12 protein-coding genes and 1 pseudogene are annotated in these 15,456 nt (G+C 42.0%); all 13 read right to left on the reverse strand.

Annotated elements, in window-relative coordinates; translation table 11 throughout:
* Positions 1-282: 282 nt before the first annotated feature.
* Positions 283-681 carry a winged helix-turn-helix domain-containing protein gene (locus AC075L_RS07705; RefSeq protein WP_015514508.1) on the reverse strand — a complete coding sequence of 133 codons (399 nt, stop codon included), beginning with the start codon at positions 679-681 and terminating at the stop codon, positions 283-285.
* 65 nt (positions 682-746) lie between these two features.
* Positions 747-1,703 carry a D-alanyl-D-alanine carboxypeptidase family protein gene (locus AC075L_RS07710; RefSeq protein ID WP_012744280.1) on the reverse strand — a complete coding sequence of 319 codons (957 nt, stop codon included), beginning with the start codon at positions 1,701-1,703 and terminating at the stop codon, positions 747-749.
* A gap of 43 nt (positions 1,704-1,746) precedes the next feature.
* Positions 1,747-2,250, reverse strand: a complete 504-nt coding sequence (locus AC075L_RS07715; RefSeq protein WP_015514509.1) for a hypothetical protein — start codon at positions 2,248-2,250, stop codon at positions 1,747-1,749.
* Between the two features lie 27 nt (positions 2,251-2,277).
* Positions 2,278-3,462 carry an ABC transporter permease gene (locus tag AC075L_RS07720; protein WP_012744282.1) on the reverse strand — a complete coding sequence of 395 codons (1,185 nt, stop codon included), beginning with the start codon at positions 3,460-3,462 and terminating at the stop codon, positions 2,278-2,280.
* Positions 3,452-4,165 (reverse strand): ABC transporter ATP-binding protein, encoded by a 714-nt coding sequence (locus AC075L_RS07725; protein WP_004853372.1) that lies wholly within the window; start codon positions 4,163-4,165, stop codon positions 3,452-3,454. The genes AC075L_RS07720 and AC075L_RS07725 overlap by 11 nt, the downstream gene beginning before the upstream one ends.
* Positions 4,166-4,169: 4 nt before the next feature.
* Entirely contained in the window at positions 4,170-5,027 is an 858-nt protein-coding gene (locus AC075L_RS07730; RefSeq protein WP_025580548.1) for a hypothetical protein, read from the reverse strand.
* A 134-nt stretch (positions 5,028-5,161) separates the two neighbouring features.
* The gene (locus tag AC075L_RS07735) at positions 5,162-6,247 is read right to left on the reverse strand and encodes a sensor histidine kinase (protein ID WP_025580549.1); all 1,086 of its coding nucleotides are present in this window, start codon (positions 6,245-6,247) and stop codon (positions 5,162-5,164) included.
* Entirely contained in the window at positions 6,234-6,935 is a 702-nt protein-coding gene (gene vanR / locus AC075L_RS07740) for a VanR-ABDEGLN family response regulator transcription factor (RefSeq protein ID WP_004853366.1), read from the reverse strand. Before vanR ends, AC075L_RS07735 begins: the two co-directional genes overlap by 14 nt.
* A gap of 5 nt (positions 6,936-6,940) precedes the next feature.
* Positions 6,941-7,153 (reverse strand): helix-turn-helix domain-containing protein, encoded by a 213-nt coding sequence (locus AC075L_RS07745; RefSeq protein ID WP_118409353.1) that lies wholly within the window; start codon positions 7,151-7,153, stop codon positions 6,941-6,943.
* Between the two features lie 156 nt (positions 7,154-7,309).
* Positions 7,310-7,747 (reverse strand): annotated as a pseudogene (locus AC075L_RS07750) (CHAP domain-containing protein); the annotation flags it as partial.
* A gap of 730 nt (positions 7,748-8,477) precedes the next feature.
* On the reverse strand, positions 8,478-8,684 hold the full coding sequence (locus AC075L_RS07755; RefSeq protein WP_012744284.1) for a hypothetical protein: 207 nt from the start codon (positions 8,682-8,684) through the stop codon (positions 8,478-8,480).
* Between the two features lie 299 nt (positions 8,685-8,983).
* Positions 8,984-11,740 (reverse strand): YodL domain-containing protein, encoded by a 2,757-nt coding sequence (locus tag AC075L_RS07760; protein WP_476387485.1) that lies wholly within the window; start codon positions 11,738-11,740, stop codon positions 8,984-8,986.
* Between the two features lie 76 nt (positions 11,741-11,816).
* On the reverse strand, positions 11,817-15,456 hold a 3,640-nt coding region (locus AC075L_RS07765), incomplete at its 5' end, for a DEAD/DEAH box helicase family protein (RefSeq protein WP_476387486.1).

Raw genomic sequence — 15,456 nt, forward strand, 5'->3', positions numbered from 1 at the left:
TAAACATATTCGTATCCAAGCAAGACCTAATAAATGGCACGAGAACGACTGCCCATTCTGCCATAAATCATGCCCTGTTTATGATAAACATTCCAGTAGTATAATGCCGAGATATTACGAAGATAACTCGTAGAAAATGCAAAGTCCAGTCGCAAGTTTAGACACGATATTGCTCTTAACAGTCGTATAAAATCAACATTTGCAGGGATTTATCAAATTCCGACATACCGTCTTAGAAAATGAATAATCCCTCGCAATTCATTATGAACTACGAGGGACTGCTTACTGACTGTTAAAGCGGTAGCCGATCTCACGAACACTATCTATGGAAAAGTGAGAGTTTGTATCACAAAGTTTTTTACGAAGATTCCGAATGTGAAAGCCTACGGTATCCTTTTCATTGCCTGCTGATATTTCGCCCCACACCTTATCATAAATCTGCTCGTATGTAAGAACACGACCTTTATTGGCTGCGAGCAAGCAGAGTATATCGTACTCTTTGACGGTCAGTTCAATTTCCTGACCGTTATTGATAACTCTGCGCCGGCTCAAATTGATTTCTAAGCCGGAAAGGGATAATGTCGGCTCATATGAAATCTCTAATTTTTCAAAATCAGGGTGCTGTTTTACAAAAGCCAGCATATCGTCAAAGGCTGTTGAGTCTTGTGCTTTGAACTCCATTATTACGATTCGTCCGATATTATCACCCCCCTTGGTTAGTTTTTTTGTCTTGGACAACATAAGATTTATTGCGTGAGATAATACGATTCATCAATCGTTTTCAGAATAAAATTCACATCGTCATAACGAGAGGAATCGGACTGAGAGCCTAAACTGCATATCAAAAACTCTTTTCCGTGCTGCTGATAAAGCACAATCAAGTTATAGTCGTCAGACAGAGAGCCAGTCTTAATTCCGCATACATTTTCGTTGTAATATTCGGATGTCGGATCAAGGAAGGCGTTTGTATTCTGCCATATTTGTGTACTGCCATCAGGCAGTGTTGCCGTATAAGTGTTTTGAGATACAATTTCTCTAAACCACGAGTATTCCAACAACCGATATACTACTTCTTTCAAATCTAAAGTGGTGGTAAGTGCCTCCATATCAAAACCACTCGGATCATATAAAACTGTGTCTAAGTACCCCTGCTGTTGCAAATGCAGGTTTAAGTTCTCCATGAAAATCCTCACACGCTCTTGACAGCTTTCTGCTTGCGGCGAAAGTAATCCTCCACAATAATCAGCAACCACATAAGCTGCGTCATTCCCTGACGGTACTAACATTGCCGCAAATAGATTGTGTAAAAAGTATTCTTTTTCCTTGATTTGAGCAACAGACGAGCCAGGTTTCGTGAGTGAAATAGCACCATAGTCTGCAACAACGATACTATCAAGGTCTGCTAAAGTTGACGCATACTCAATAACAAACAGCTTGGCTAAACTTGCAGGAATTTGTGGCTCGTTCTCGTTTTTTGAAACAAATATTTCATCATCAGAACAATCCACCAAAATCAGCGATTTTGCATTATAAGAGTCAGGAAAATCTTCTTTGTAGAGAAAACCATTTATTTTATTCTTTACCTCTCTGAAATTTTCCGGCTGCATTGCCCACGGCACAAACATTATACCTATGCCGATACAAACTACAAGCAAAAACAAAAATACTCCAAATCGTTTTTTCTTACGGCGTTTTCTCTGCATATATGTGCTCACCTCCCAACACCAAAACTCCTATGTGCCATTTTTAATCGGCATAATTTGCCTGAATACACTCTGTAAATCCAGACGGATCTCCCAACTTAGCTTTATCAATATTATCACGAAGATATTTGCGTGTGGCGTCATCACAGCGATCTGTTCCCATATAAGGCATATCAAAGGCTTTTTCGAGTTCAGCTAAGGCTTTTGCCGCCCTTTCCGAATCCGTATTGTAAGTATCAAGCCATTCCTGCATCCAAGAATATTCCCAAAGGTTAGATGCTCTTGTATCGCCATATCCTATCTGAAAAGACGCTCCCGTATCTTCGCCTTCCAAAGCATCAGGCGGCGTAAAGCCCTCCGGCCAATTCAAACTCTCAATGGTCGTTAGGTATTCTTCTTCAATGGTAGCAAAGTCCGTGAAACCTCTTGTGTTTGTGTCGGAGTCCGAAGAAGTGGAGCAGCCTGCCAGCATAATCACCAGCAAAGAAATCATAACACACAATAACAGTCTGTACGGTCTTTCGGATTTTGAGATTGTTCGTTTCATTTTGTTTCCTCCTTGAATTGAGTTTTATTATCTAAGAGCCAATGCAGGCTCTAATTTTGCTGCTTTCAATGCTGGTAATAATCCGCCCAATAATGCTGTAAGCACAGACACAGCAACTGCAACAACAGCAACGCTGATTGGATAACTCGGTGTTCCCACCGGGGAATCCACAGGGAGCAACGCTCCAATACAATGCACCAAAATCAGCGAAATCAAAATAGCTGCAAGGCAAACGAATATTGATAAAATCAACTGTGAGCCTAAAACCAATGCCACAATATTTGTTCGTGAAGCACCTATCGCTCTGCGGATCAGCAACTCATGTGTGCGCTGTTCCAATGAAGATAGTCCGATATTGATCTGCCCTAATACGGAAACAAACAGCAACAAAAGCGAAGTAACCAAAAGCCCTAATTGCAGTATGGACAATACCGAATCATAGGTATCTCCAATATCACTCCGCCCAGCACTTTCCCAGTAACCGCCAATGGTATCAGTCAAAATGTCGCCAAGGGCAGAATGTATCTGTTCGATTGTCAGTCCTGTTGTGGGATGCCAATACACATTTGCATTTTGTACTTGCCACATTGCTGGTGCGAAATTGAGGATCGCCGCAGAATCCGCATAGATAGTCGGAAAATCCCTGCCATCGTTTACTACTCCGACAATATTGAATGGGGTTAACGAAAGTGTGCTTTTTACATTTCCTGCAGCATAGGGCGAATCATTAAAATAGTTTTTAGCTTCTTTGTTTATGACCACTTCAAGCGAGCCGCCCTCACTCGAAGGCTCTAACCATCTACCGGATGTCATTGGAAGATTATAGACTTGACTATATGCCTCCGTGGTGCAAACTAAATCAAAAGCCATCAGGTTTTGGTAAACATCATTCGGCGGTATTGGCGTTAAATCTTTCATTGGTGCAAATCGAATATCTTCTCCCATAGAAAAAGTAACAGCGGCTACATCATCAATGGCTTCAAATCTCTGGAATAATTGTTCCATTTTATTTCTATCGTGAAAATCGGATTCCGTTATCACGAATGAGTAAGTAGGTGACCAGCCATATACCTGTGCGTTTACGGAAATCAAATACTCCCGTCCAAGCGTACCAACTAATACCGATCCAAGCATTGCGATAATGCCTACAAGCATTGAAACACTTGTCAGAATACTTCTAAGTGGAGACAGACGAAGGTCTTTAAGTATCATTTTTAGCACAAGTTATCCTCCCTCCATCCATTTCAAAAATCGTATCACAGGTATCTGCAATATCAGGATCGTGCGTAACCAACAGCAGCATAATTCCATTTTCTTTTACGACGCTGTGCAACAGTTCCATAATCTGCGTTCCCGTCTTTTTATCCAACGCTCCCGTAGGCTCATCACATAAAATGGCTTCCGGAGATACTGCAAGCGCCCTTGCGATTGCAACTCTTTGTTGTTCACCGCCGGACAAATTGATTGGGTAATCATTTTCCTTGCTTTCTAAGCCGACACTTTTTAGCAAGCCTGTAATTATCTCGTGACGCTGTTTGGCGGTAAACGACTTTTTGGCATAGAGTAGGGGTAATTCGATATTTTCCCATACCCGCAAGTGCTTAATCAGAGAGTAGTTCTGAAATACAAATCCGATATTATTGGCTCGCAGTATAGACAGATCACGGTCTTTCAAAGCAGAAATAGATATACCATCATAAAGGTACTCGCCCTCATATTCCCGATTTAACAAGCCAATAATGGATATAAGGCTTGTTTTGCCTGAGCCGGACTTTCCGACAATGGCATAACTGCGCCCTCGTTGCAATTCCATATTAGCGTTGGTTACTGTTGTCAGCATATCGCCATTATTCAATTTGACGCTTGCTTTCAAATCCTTTATTTTGATTAAAGTCTTTTCGGAAATTCCTTTCATTTTATCAAATCCCCCTCGGATCAAGGTTTGGCGGAGTAGCAGAAACTACATCGCCCTCCTCTAAGCCGGACAGTATTTCTATATTGGCTCCGTCTGTCACACCCAATGTCACTTTTGTTTCCACTCTTTCTCCATTCGGAGTAATTACAGTAACCAATCCCGTCCCTTGTCTACCCGCTATTACCGACAGCGGCAATATAAGGACATCATTTCTCGTTGTCGCCGTTATGACTACCGTTGCACTTTGCCCCGATTTCACATCGACTGTTTGACTGATCAAGCATTGCAGAATGCCCTCTTGCGGCACGATTCCCGTAAACGCATTTTCATCTGCGGCAGGCGACACCACGGCAATCATATCGGTTGGTCCTACACCATCATATACTTGAAATTTTGCTTTCAACTCTGCATACTCCGGTAAGGTACTCAAAAAATTATCTGCCTCTACATTGAGGGCAAATCCTGTATAATGCACTATCGCTACGGGATAATTACTCGGTACGCTTTCATTGGATGGGGCAATAGAGGTAATTGTACCATCCACCGGAGATTTCAATTCTTTGCCGTTCACAGTTCCAATAATTTGCCCGGCAGTGATTTTTTCTTCTAATTCTACCGCTGTATTAAATATGCCATTTTCGGGTGAGGAAATAATAAACGGTACTGCCGGAACAATAGTCGTTTGCGTTGAAACGGTTGGAGTAATTGTCCCTCGTACAACTGATACCGTTTTTTCTGCGGATGTTGCGCTATCTGTAAGATTGTTTTCGTCTGTCTGCCCAATTGCAGAGCAGGCAGATAGCGTAAATACAAGAAACAAAATAGAACATAGCAGCATTTGTTTTCTTAGCAACTTCATCATTCCTCCTTATGCTGTATCACAAAAAATACGAGCCTCTATCTTGATACTTTTATTGTACCAAAACAGAAGCCCGTATTTTCTTGATTGCTCGTAAGGTATTCCTCTTTTTTTCTATGCAAATTCTTACAATTTTCCTACGCCAACGGCAAAGTAATTGAAAACTTGTTTTGATCCTCTTGGCTCTCTGCAACGATTGTACCATTGTGTAGTTCAACAATCTGCTTTGCAATCGCCAAACCTAATCCAGCTCCTCCACTGCTTGTACTTCTCGCTGCGTCAAGCCGATAAAACTGCTCGAAAATCCTGTTTAACTTTTCTTCCGGCAGAGTATCGCCGTGGTTACAAAAAATAATGCTGACCGTATCTTCCTGACATTGTGCGCTGATCGTGATATCCGTATTTTCAAAACTGTAGATAACCGCATTTCTCAAAAGGTTATCAAAAACACGCTGAATTTTGTCTGCGTCACATCGAAGCATTATATCATCATCAACACAAAGATTACATTGCAAATTCTTTGATTTGAGCATAGGCTTAAATTCATATACAAGTTGCTCCAGCAGGCGAGTTAAATTGATTTTCGTGTATTGTAATGTAATATCGTATATATTGAATCGTGTTATCTCGAAAAACTCGTTAATCAGATCCTCTAACCGTTCTGCCTTACCAAGAGTGATTGAAAGGTACTTTTCTCGAAGTTCCTTTGAGATTTGCGACTCATCACGCAGTAAAGTAAGATACCCGATTACAGAAGAAAGCGGTGTTTTCAAATCGTGTGCAAGATACATAATCAGGTCATTTTTTCGCTGCTCATTTTCTTTTGCAAGCCTTGCATTACTTTCAGCCTCTTGTTTTAACTGATTGATGTTAGCGGCGATTTCACTCAACTCCGGGGACATTTCAATGTAACTGACATTCTGATCGAACATTTTTCCTGTCGCAGCCTGTACCTCGTACACATAGGCGACTACTTTTTTCAAAAGTAGGTATGTCAAGTATATAATACAGCCACCCCACACGATTACAGCCACTATATAAAGATATACTGTTCTGTAATACAAGTAATAATACAAAACATACTTGCGGAGAATTTCCTCTGCCATAATTCCTAAAAGAAAAGTACCGCCAAAAATAAGCACAGAACAAATCGCACATTGAATTACATACCCTTTGAACAAGGTAGAGAGCAGATAGTTTTTTTCTTTTTTATTCAATTTCATACCCTACCCCCCAAACAGTTTTAATGAACTTCGGATTTTTTGAAGGTTCATTCAATTTTTCCCGAAGCCGCCCAATGTGCGCCATTACCGTATTGTTACTGTTGCGAAGATACTTTTCTTTCCACACGGCTTCAAATAATTCCTCCGAGGCGACAACTTTACCCTGATGTTCGCACAGATACCACAGAATAGAAAACTCCAACGGAGTCAAGGCTATTTCTTTGCCATACAAGTAGCACTTGTGGCTGACTCTGTTTATCAGTAGACCTCTGATGTCATACTCGTCTTTTTCTTCGGATTGGCTCAAATTAGGACTGTTATAGCTCTGATAACGCCTTAATTGCGTCTTTACTCTTGCCACAACCTCTAAAGGATTAAACGGTTTCGTTATATAATCATCCGCACCAATCGTAAGCCCCATAATCTTGTCGCTATCCTCAATTTTGGCGGTAAGCATAATAATAGGGAAGTAAAACTTTTCCCGAATTTTTTGGCAAAGTCGAAAACCATCAATATCCGGCAGCATAATATCAAGTATCGCTAAATCAATCTGCGACTGTTTGATACATTTCATCGCCTCTAACCCATTATAACATTTATATACTGAATAACCATCGTTACTCAAATACACTTCAAGCAGATCAACGATTTCTTTTTCGTCATCCACAATTAAAATCTTCTTGTTCATTGATCCTACACCTCATTTTCGGGTACGGCTTCCATTATGTCGCCAAAATCACACTCTAAGTATTCACATATATTCAACAGCACGGGAAGGGTAACATTTTCATTTTTTCCGAGTTTCGCAAATGTACTTTTGCTTGCCCCGACCGCTTCTCGTAATTGACTCTTTTTCATTTCCTTGTCAATCAGAAGTTTCCAAAGTTTGTTGTACCGTACTTTCATTTCCGCACCTCCACCCAAATATAGTTTGTATTATGGCACTTTGAGAGTGAAATTGCAATTATTAAGTCTGTATTTTGAAACTTTTAGTTTTCAAACCGGCGCAATATCTTTCTGATGTAATCCAACCGCCTGCAAAATGCAGGCGGCTTGTGTATTTTAATAGGCAGGTGCGCCGTAGCCAAGAATCTCGTAATAACCGATAGAATACTCATTGACTCGGCAACTGTCGCCGGAGTTGCCCTCGACCGTATAAACCTTGCCGTTTTCGACCTTTTAAACAATACCCGTATGGTCGGATAATCCATCCTGACCACTTTCGTCTGCCCAATCGAAGAAAATAATCATTCCGGGGGCAGGCTCGGCGCTGCCATCCAGCCATTGTCCACGATCCTTAAACCATTGTACTCCGTTGACACAGCCTGCATATTTGGGGATAACTCCAGCATCGATATAGCCGCACTCGTTGGCACACCAAGATACAAAGCAAGCACACCATTCTACACGGGAGTTAAAACCGTACCACGACCAATACGGCTGACCGCCCACATTGCCAACCTGAGAGAGTGCAACGGTCACGATCTGTCCGTCGCCGCCTGTAATGCCGTAAAGCACCTGTGACCAAAGGGAATTGTTTTCATCCGCAAGCAGTTCAGCGAGGTAGCCTTTCTGTTCTTCGTTAAAACCATATTGCGCCGCCATTTCCTCGGCAGTCTTGTGGCTGACGGTAATATACAGATAGGTTTGTGTGACCGTGCTTTCAGTTTCCACGATATTACCGTGTCCGTCATCGGTTTCGGTAATAACTGTTTCGGTCTTGCTCTCTGTTCGGGAAGATATTTGATTCATCTCCCAAAAGATGTCTTTTAAGAGTTGCTTTTTGCCATCGTCCATTGTGGCAACCTCTTGGGGGTTATCTTGATCCGTATTCGTTTTTACAGAGTAAACGGCAAGCACCTCTTTCCAAACGGCTCTGCTGCCACTCATTTCAAGAACATCATAGGATACCGAGTTCTTTTCCTCTTGCAGCTTGGTATCGTATTCGGTATTGATTTCCTGCACAACGGTCTGCATACTCATTCCAGTGCCGGAATCTTCGTCTGAGAAGAAAATGCCAAATACTGAGCCGAGGATCATACCAATCAGGCAAATCACGATAATAACCAAAACCGCCACCCAGCCGCCTGCGGCGATAGCGGCAATCAAGGCTTTCGTTCCGGCAATAATCGCTTTAATGGCAAGTGCGGTCGCTTTGGCAATCGCCTTTACCGTAACCACGGCGGCTTTTGCCGCAGCCCTTGCCGCTTGTGCTGCTCTCTGTGCAGTTTTAACCGTAATGATTGAATCCACCTAAAAATCCTGGATTGCTATGCCCCCGCTTATGCCCCTTGTCATCATAATGGTTTAAACCGCCAAAGAATCCTGGTCGACTCTCACCTACTTTATGCCCGTTATTGTCATAATGATTCATACCACCAAAAAAGGAAGGCGAACTATGTCCGATTTTCTTTCCATTTGCATCATAGTCGTTCATACCACCAAAGAATCCTGGTCTGCTCTCGCCTACTTTTTTCCGTTTGCATCATAATGGTTTATGGATCCAAAGAATCCTGGTCTGCTATATCCTTTTTTACTCATAATGTCACCCTCCTGACTCTATTAGCCTCTTGTTTGATCTCAGAATAACACACTTTTCTCATTTGGAAGTCGCATAACAGGCGACATTCTTTTATCGCATTTACATTCATTATACCATTTATAATTCTTCCGACAATACGCAATAAAGCCGGAAGCCACGTTATCATCCATGACCTCCGACTCGTTCTGCTTATTCTACACTGTCCTTACACCCAAATCAACTCCTCTCTCCGTTTTATCTTTTCCCTGCTTTTCTTGAATAATCCTCTTATTGATCTCAAGCCGTTCATGAATGGATAATTTCTTATCTTTTCCATCTACCGCCTGCTTCTGCTGTGCCGGTTTTCTATCTGTTTTTCCTACATCCTTAACAACTTCATTCGCTTCGGTACTTGTTACCCTCTCATCTGCTCTTCCTTCATATCTTTCTGCTATCTGCTGTTCTCGTCTCTCCTTCACACCTTTTTCCTCCAGATTGCAAAAACTCTGCAGATACGGAAGCACATGATTCTGCATGTCTGTCAGATCTTCCATATACTTTTGGAACTCTTCACTTCCTTTGCCTTTCTGGTAATTGATCCAATCTTCATCTGTAAGCTTCATTTCATTATCATACTTCAACTGACTCACAATACCGCCATGTCCATTTCCAATATCCATTGACTTCTTAAAATGATGCAGCATCTGTTCACCTTTTTCCGCATAATATACAGTCACATATATCTTTGCAATTTTTGTAGGTTCCTCTGTCTTCGGATCACGTTTTGCATACCATTCTTTATCCATTTCTGCTGTTTTTGCATCCAGCTCAGACAGCTTCTGACATCTTGGATTCATGAGATCACTTTCTTCACAATAGTTTACATACACCATTGGTTCCATATCCTTTGGAAGTTCAGGTTCATAGGCTTTCAGTCTTTCAATCAATACTCCTGCACGAACAGACAGATCGCATTCTTCGTCTACAATATCCTTCAGATATGAAATATAGGAATGAATATTTCCACTTCTCAAATCCAGCATTACTTCCTGCACCGTATTTTCTCCCCTCTCCACATTATCTCGATACTCATACGGATCAAAAGCTTCTGCAATCTCATCCAGTGCCTCTGCCAGCTGTTCTGTGGTCATTTTCTCAGGATACATTGCTTCTCGAACATCCCTCATCGGTACATACTTGTAGTCCGGCAATGCTTCATGAAATTTCTCGATCCCTTCCCGTACCAGTGCAAGTTCTCCATAAAATCGAACATCATCCATCAGATTTCCGAATACGGTATTCCCTTTAACGATCGCAAATTCGGCTTCATCATAGTAACTGTCTTCCGGATCACGATAAATAATTCCCATTGAGCATGCCAGATACGCAGTTTTAGGATTCTCCCTATATTTTTCATAGACCGCAGCAATCTGATTAACATCGGTACTTTTTTCATAAGCTCCCATATCATGGAACTCATCACATTCTGTGGCGAAATATTCCAGATAAGGCTCTTTCTTCGGTGGCATATTATTAAGGACGTTATCAATCATGTTATAATTCGCCTCTTCCAGTTCCTCCACCTTTGCCAAAGGCTTATATTCGCCCTGGCTTTTCTGAATCTCTGCCATTACAACTTCATCCATTTCTTCTACTTTTTCCATCAACTGATCATAATCTCCACGGATGCGTTCTCCAGTCCAGCCTTCGTCTTCCAGAAGTTCCTCTGCCGCTTCTTCAATAGAAATTTGATCATTTTCATAGACGCCACCATCCATCAGACGAAAATCTTCATCGTAAAACGAATAATCATATCCTTCTTCTGTTCTCTGAATAGCAAAGTAACGTTCTCCTACCTCATATGCCAGTTCACTAAGAACCTGTTCTTCCAGATTCAGGAAAGAATCCAGCTGTTCAAAACTGATACTGTCTACAAAATGAGCGGTTACTTTTTCCCCGTCATTCAGAACTATGATATCACTGACAGACAGGGAATGCCCACGGAAATCTTCCGGTCTATCAATGTTGAACCTTTCAAAAATATCATCCAGTGACATATTTCCCGATAATTCCCCAACATAGACCAGCTTATAATCTTCTTTTTTTATCTGCATACCATGACTTTCAATAAAGCGCATATTCATAAATGCATAGTTTTCGCCCGGTGAATCGTCCTTGATCTGATAAATACCAAAGGTTCGCCTTGTTCCTAACAACAGGTTTGCCTCTTTCAAAGACTGAATCTGCGGATATTTCTGCATTTCCCATTCCAGGTTACGGAAACGCTCCAGTTCTGTCATAGACATCTGATAATGCTCCGGTCCTCGTTCAATTTCCATGCGTTCCGTGACATACATTGGTGATGAAAAATTAGTGATCAGATAGATATCTGCTCCGGCATCGTATAATTTCAGTGCTTCTTCCTGCTCAATGACACTCATAGGCTCCTGAAATGCTCCAAAATCTTCATCGGCATAATCCAGGTCATTCTCCTCTATCCGTTCCCACATCTGCGATTCCATGCCAAACAGACCTTCATGCGCCTGTATCATTTCTTTACTTGCATACTCTCCCTTGCTGCCATCGCTGCCCAGGCAATAAATCTTAGAACCCATTCTGTGATAATCCAAAGCTGCTTCTTTTCTAAGCGGCACCATGTCTTCTGCTGTATATCCATAATCACGTAATTCCAGCTTACCTATGGTTGGATCTGGTAGATCCTGAATATCCATTCTTGCATCATCCAGTAGATCCTCTACCCCTTCTTCATCTGCCTGGATCACTGCATCTGCTAGATTTCTTACCAGAGTCCTAACTTTCTCTTCCTCACCGATCAGATTCGCATATTCAAAAAGCTGTTCTTTTACATCTGTTGGAAATTCTATGCCTCTACGCTCTGCCTGACTGATCTGTCCCTGCGTGTATTCCTGCATTTTCTGTGTTTCTCTACCCGTTATCCTGTTTCTTGCCATATAAATTCCTCCTGTGTTCTAAAAAATGGCATAACCGACAGAACCTTCTTCTACCAAATTATGCCATCTTTCCTCTTTATTCCAGACCGAAGTCCCGTTTTCTGGTTTCCTTGCCAGTTTCACTTTCCCGCTGACTCTTTTCCTTATAAATCTGCAGTTTCTCATGGATAGAACCTCGTGCCGGTCTTTCTTCTTTCTCTTTTGATTCCGACTGCTCTGTTTCTGTATCTTCCCGTTCATCCATATTGAGAAGTGCATTTAACTCTGACAGTCGCTCCAGTTTTTGGTTCAGTTCCTCTTCTTTTGGAAATGGCTTCCCGACTTCCTCTTTGGCGTTTGTCATCTGCTCCTGTACCGTTTCCAGCCGTTGTTCTGCTTCTGCCAGTTTCTCCGGATAACTTTCTAAAAGATTATTGATACGAGTGATATTTCCTAGAGCATCGGCTCCCAATCGAACTTTAGCTACCGATTCATGCTTTACAGACAGGATAAACTCTTTGCTCCAACTGTCGAATTGGATTCTCATGTTAAATCCCTGATAGCTTCCAATATCCATAGCTGCATCCACAGACTTAATTTCTTTGCAGACCGCCAGAAGAGCCGCTCCTGCCTCTTTCTTTTCTGTGAACACTTTGCCACTGATTTCCATAGAAAACTGCTCTGGATCTGTGATTTTGTACTCAGTAAAATGAGCGATGTCTGCCTTGTAGCTGTCAATGATCTCTGTCAGTTTTGCAATCTGTTGTGGAAAATTCCTTGCAATATCATCTTCCAGTCGATACTGGTTATTCATGTGGTTGGCTTTTAAAAGTTTTAATTTTGCCACATCAACATCCAATGCCATCTTCTCTTTTACTGCCGGATTTCCGGTTGCAAGAGCTTTGACCTCTGCATAGGAAAGTGCCGCTTCGTCTACATCTTCACAGCTTCGCACAGGTGCTTTGCTGGTCATAATCTGAGAAATGAATTTCTGCTTGTTCTCAATCAACTGCCACATGTAGCTGTCAAATGTGGATTCAGTTACATACCGGAAGATATGAACCTTTTTATTATGGTTTCCCTGACGGATAATACGTCCTTCCCTCTGTTCCAAGTCAGATGGTTTCCAGCCAATATCCAGATGATGCAACGCAATCAGACGATCCTGCACATTGGTTCCTGCACCCATCTTTGCTGTAGAACCAATCAAAAAACGAACCTGTCCGGATTTCACTTTTCCAAACAGCTCCGTCTTCTTTGCTTCTGTATTTGCATCATGAATAAAAGCAATCTCTTTTTCCGGCACTCCTTTTTCCATCAGTTTCCGTTTCAGGTCGTCGTAGACATTAAAACTGCCATCGCCTTTCGGTGTACTCAAATCACAGAAAATCAATTGTGCTGATTTCTGTGCTGCTGTGTCTTTCCAGATTTCATAGCTTTTCTCTGCACAGACTGATATCTTGCTTTCCGGATTGTCTGGCAATAATTCGTTCACTAAACGCTGATCCAATGCTAACTTTCTTCCATCATTGGTGATTTTCAGCATATTATCAACCGCGGCATCTACTCCGCCATTTCTGACAACTTCCGCACGTTCTCCAAGGCTTTCTACGATTTCTTTCTGCTGTTCCGTTGGTTTCAGCACCACTGTTTCATATTCTGCTTCCGGCACAGGAAGCTTTAACTGATCGGAAGTCTTGATATCTGCAATCTCCTTGAACATATTCATCAGTTCCGGGATATTATAAAACCGTGCAAATCTGGACTTTGCACGATATCCTGTTCCTTCGGGAGCAAGTTCGATGCTCGTGACAACTTCTCCAAAAGTGGAAGCCCAGGAATCAAACAGTCCAAGTCCCATATTTTGTAATTTACTGTTCTGCAGATATCGCTGCATAACATATAATTCCGTCATACTATTGCTGATTGGTGTGCCCGTGGCAAAAGTAATGCCTTTTCCTCCAGTAATCTCATCCAGATACTGACATTTATTGAACATATCTGCCGACTTCTGTGCTTCGTTCTGTGCAATCCCGGCTACATTCCTCATTTTTGTATAGAGAAACGCATTTTTATAGCTGTGTGCTTCATCTACATACAAGTGATCTACTCCCAGTTCTTCAAACGTAACTACCTGATCTTTTTTTTCTTTCTGATTCAGCTTTTCCAGCCTTGTCTGCAGTGTCTTTCTGGTTTTTTCAATCTGTTTGACGGTATAACGTCCGCCATCCTGTTCATACCTTGCACTCTGAATCGCCATTTCCAGATCATCAATCTGCTTCCGCAGCATAGCTTCCTGCCTCTCATCAGAGATTGGTATACGCTCAAACTGGGAATGACCAATAATAATAGCATCGTAATTTCCCATAGCGATTCTGGCACAGAACTTTTTCCGGTTCGCCGGTTCAAAATCTTTCTTGGTTGCTACCAGGATATTGGCTCCCGGATATAACTGCAGGAATTCTGCTCCCCACTGCTCTGTCAGATGATTCGGCACGACAAATAAATTCTTCTGTGATAATCCCAGACGTTTGCTCTCCATTGCAGCCGCTACCATCTCGTAAGTCTTCCCAGCTCCTACTACATGAGCCAGAAGCACATTCTCTCCGTAAAGCTGATGTGCAACAGCATTTTTCTGATGCGGGCGAAGCTCTATTTCCGGATTCATTCCTGGGAAAGTCAAATGACTGCCATCATATTCACGGGGACGGATACTGTTAAATCGTTCATTGTAAACTTTTACCAGTCTTTCACGCCTCTGCTGATCTTTAAAAATCCAATCCTTAAATGCTGCTTTCATGGCATCCTGCTTCTGTGATGCCAGCATGGTTTCTTTCTTATTGAGGACACGGATTTCATCACCATTCTCATTGACACTCTTATCATAAATGCGGACATCTTTCAGGTTCAGGGTATCTTCCAGAATCTTATAGGCATTTGCTCTCTCAGTTCCATACGTTGCATAGGCAAACGCATTCCTTGGACTATCTGCATTTTTTCCAGTAATACGCCATTCACCATTGACCTCAGAGTATTTTACCTGTATTTCCTTCTGTGCAAGATACCACGGGGTATGAAGCAGTTCCACCATAAAAGCCTGATAATCCGAAGGCTCAATCCATGTAGCTCCAACACGCACCTCAATCTCAGACGCTTCCAGATTTCTCGGCTGAACTGCCTCTAATGCACGGACATTCGGTGTAAATTCCGGACGATTCTCTGCAAAGGTTCTCGCAGTATTTAATTTATCCCTGACATTTCCGGACAGATATTCATCTCCGCTTTCCCACTGGTCTGTCAGTGGATTCTTAAAGATAACTCCAACCAGTTCTTCTGTGATTTTCTCTTCGGTCTTTCCAGTCAGCTTTGCCATATAAGGAAGGTCTACCTTTGCCCTTTCGTTAAGAGACAATGCAAGTGCTTCTGTGGCTGTCTCAACGCTTGTCACAGCGACCGCCTTTTTAATGGTTCGCTTAGTAAACATGTCCGCTTTTCGTTTCAGCGTTCCATCTTCATTCAAGTCTTCCAGTGAACACAGCAGACAATAAGAAGAGTCATCAGAAAATGCACGTTTGTTAGCATTACTTCCAATGACTCCATACTTTGCTGTGTAGGTATCATATACCTGATTCAGTTTCTCCTGCTGTTTCTGGATTTCTTCGTCTGCTACAAATTCCTCCATCTGCATGGCGATCAATTCACGAACAGTATCACGGATTGCAACCATGCCTTTCACA

The organism is Blautia sp. ZXY-1-B12 (assembly GCF_056339915.1).

Coding starts and splice junctions, on each gene's coding strand:
- AC075L_RS07705 (WP_015514508.1), bottom strand. CDS start 681: ATGGAGTTCAAAGCACAAGACTCAACAGCCTTTGACGATATGCTGGCT.
- AC075L_RS07710 (WP_012744280.1), bottom strand. CDS start 1,703: ATGCAGAGAAAACGCCGTAAGAAAAAACGATTTGGAGTATTTTTGTTT.
- AC075L_RS07715 (WP_015514509.1), bottom strand. CDS start 2,250: ATGAAACGAACAATCTCAAAATCCGAAAGACCGTACAGACTGTTATTG.
- AC075L_RS07720 (WP_012744282.1), bottom strand. CDS start 3,462: ATGATACTTAAAGACCTTCGTCTGTCTCCACTTAGAAGTATTCTGACA.
- AC075L_RS07725 (WP_004853372.1), bottom strand. CDS start 4,165: ATGAAAGGAATTTCCGAAAAGACTTTAATCAAAATAAAGGATTTGAAA.
- AC075L_RS07730 (WP_025580548.1), bottom strand. CDS start 5,027: ATGATGAAGTTGCTAAGAAAACAAATGCTGCTATGTTCTATTTTGTTT.
- AC075L_RS07735 (WP_025580549.1), bottom strand. CDS start 6,247: ATGAAATTGAATAAAAAAGAAAAAAACTATCTGCTCTCTACCTTGTTC.
- vanR (WP_004853366.1), bottom strand. CDS start 6,935: ATGAACAAGAAGATTTTAATTGTGGATGACGAAAAAGAAATCGTTGAT.
- AC075L_RS07745 (WP_118409353.1), bottom strand. CDS start 7,153: ATGAAAGTACGGTACAACAAACTTTGGAAACTTCTGATTGACAAGGAA.
- AC075L_RS07755 (WP_012744284.1), bottom strand. CDS start 8,684: ATGAACGACTATGATGCAAATGGAAAGAAAATCGGACATAGTTCGCCT.
- AC075L_RS07760 (WP_476387485.1), bottom strand. CDS start 11,740: ATGGCAAGAAACAGGATAACGGGTAGAGAAACACAGAAAATGCAGGAA.